Annotated in this window: 1 protein-coding gene; it reads left to right on the top strand. The window is 60.0% G+C overall.

Annotated elements, in window-relative coordinates:
• The first annotated feature begins 365 nt into the window (after positions 1 to 365).
• Positions 366 to 2,045, top strand: a complete 1,680-nt coding sequence (gene leuA, locus F8N49_RS27415) for a 2-isopropylmalate synthase (RefSeq protein ID WP_016773339.1) — start codon at positions 366 to 368, stop codon at positions 2,043 to 2,045.
• Positions 2,046 to 2,085: the final 40 nt, after the last annotated feature.

Genomic DNA, 2,085 nt, shown 5'->3' with positions numbered 1-2,085 from the left:
AAGGCGGCCTATCCAACCTACAAATACCGCTGGCACCCGACCGCTCTCAATTGCGCCTCAATCTACCCTCACGCAAACATCAACAACATGTACTGACTTAAGCACAATAAAATCGCGCAAAATCCCGCTTTCCGGGTATTCCTCTCAATTTTTTCCGACTGCTTGCCATCCTTTCCCCTCGCGGTTAGGGTTGAAGCCATGAAAACCTCTCACACCCTCATTCAGCTTCGCCAGCACCGCAGCCTGTGCCTCGTCAGTGCACGACTGCCAGGCTGAATCGCTGCGCCTCGTCCCACGCTTTTCCAAGAACATTCGTTCAACCGGCAGGCCGCCTCTTTTCGGCCCAGACAACAAGGAATTTCCCGATGAGCATGCTCAAAGACCCGTCTTCGAAATACCGCGCGTTTCCCGTCATCAACCTGCCTGATCGCACCTGGCCGTCGAAGACCATCGACGCCGCGCCGATCTGGTGCAGCTCCGACCTGCGTGACGGCAACCAGTCGCTGATCGAGCCAATGGACGCGGCGAAGAAGCTGCGCTTCTGGAAAACCCTGGTGCAGGTCGGCGTGAAGGAGATCGAAGCGTCGTTCCCGGCCGCGTCGCAAACCGACTTCGACTTCGTGCGTACCCTGATCGAAGAAGGCCACATACCGGACGACACCACCATTCAGGTGCTGACCCAGGGCCGTGAAGACCTGATCGAGCGCACTTTCGAATCCCTGCGCGGGGCGAAGAAAGCCATCGTTCACCTGTACAACGCCACCTCGCCTTCTTTCCGTCGCATCGTCTTCAACCAGGACAAGGACGGCATCAAGGCCATCGCGGTCAACGCTGCCAAGCTGTTCGTCAAATATGCAGCCATGCAGCCGGAAACCGAGTGGACCTTCGAATACTCGCCGGAAACCTTCAGCGCTACCGAGCTGGAATTCGCCAAGGAAGTCTGCGACGCCGTGATCGAGGTGTGGAACCCGACGCCTGAGCACAAGATGATCCTCAACCTGCCGGCCACGGTTGAATGCGCGACGCCGAACGTCTACGCCGACCAGATCGAGTGGTTCGGTCGCAACATCAACCGCCGTGACAGCGTGATCATCAGTCTGCACACCCATAACGACCGTGGTACTGGCGTCGCGGCCACAGAGCTGGGCCTGATGGCCGGCGCTGATCGCGTCGAAGGCTGCCTGTTCGGCAACGGCGAGCGCACCGGCAACGTCGACCTCGTCACCGTCGCGCTGAACATGTACACCCAGGGCGTCGACCCTGAGCTGGACTTCTCCGATATCGATGGCGTGCGCAAGGTTGTCGAAGAGTGCAACCAGATCCAGGTCCACCCGCGTCATCCGTACGTTGGCGACCTGGTGCACACCGCGTTCTCCGGCTCGCACCAGGACGCAATCCGCAAAGGCTTCGCCCAGCAGAAACCGGACACCCTGTGGGAAGTGCCGTACCTGCCGATCGACCCGGCCGACATCGGTCGCAGCTACGAGGCGGTGATCCGCGTCAACAGCCAGTCGGGCAAGGGCGGCATCGCTTACTTGCTGGAGCAGGAATACGGCATCAGCCTGCCACGGCGCATGCAGATCGAGTTCAGCCAGGTTGTGCAGCGTGAAACCGATCGCCTGGGCCTGGAGATGACCGCCAAGCAGATTCACTCACTGTTGATCAGCGAATATCTGCAAGCCAACACTCCTTACGCGCTGGTCAGCCATCGTCTGCAGGAAGAGAATGGCAACAGCGCCGTCGAAGTCGAAGTGGCAAGCAAAGGTCAGGGCGAAACCAACCTGCACTGGCGCGGCAAGGGCAACGGCGCGCTGGAAGCACTGGTCGCCGGCCTGCCGATTCCGGTGGAAATCATGGACTACAACGAACACGCAATCGGCGCGGGCACCAATGCCAAAGCAGCGGCCTACATCGAACTGCGGGTGAACGGTGAACGTGCGGTGCACGGCGTGGGTATCGATGAAAACATCACCACGGCGAGTTTCAAGGCACTGTTCAGCGCGCTGAACCGCTCGCTGAGCCAGCCAGAGGCGAAGGCGGCGTAATCGACCGCTGAAATGCGAAAGGCCCCGGCGTGTGAGCTCC

The sequence above is a fragment of the Pseudomonas sp. GXM4 genome (genome assembly GCF_008923895.1).
GTDB lineage: Bacteria > Pseudomonadota > Gammaproteobacteria > Pseudomonadales > Pseudomonadaceae > Aquipseudomonas > Aquipseudomonas atacamensis.
Note: the sequence above shows the minus strand (reverse complement) of the source record. Positions and strands in the feature narration are given on the sequence as shown.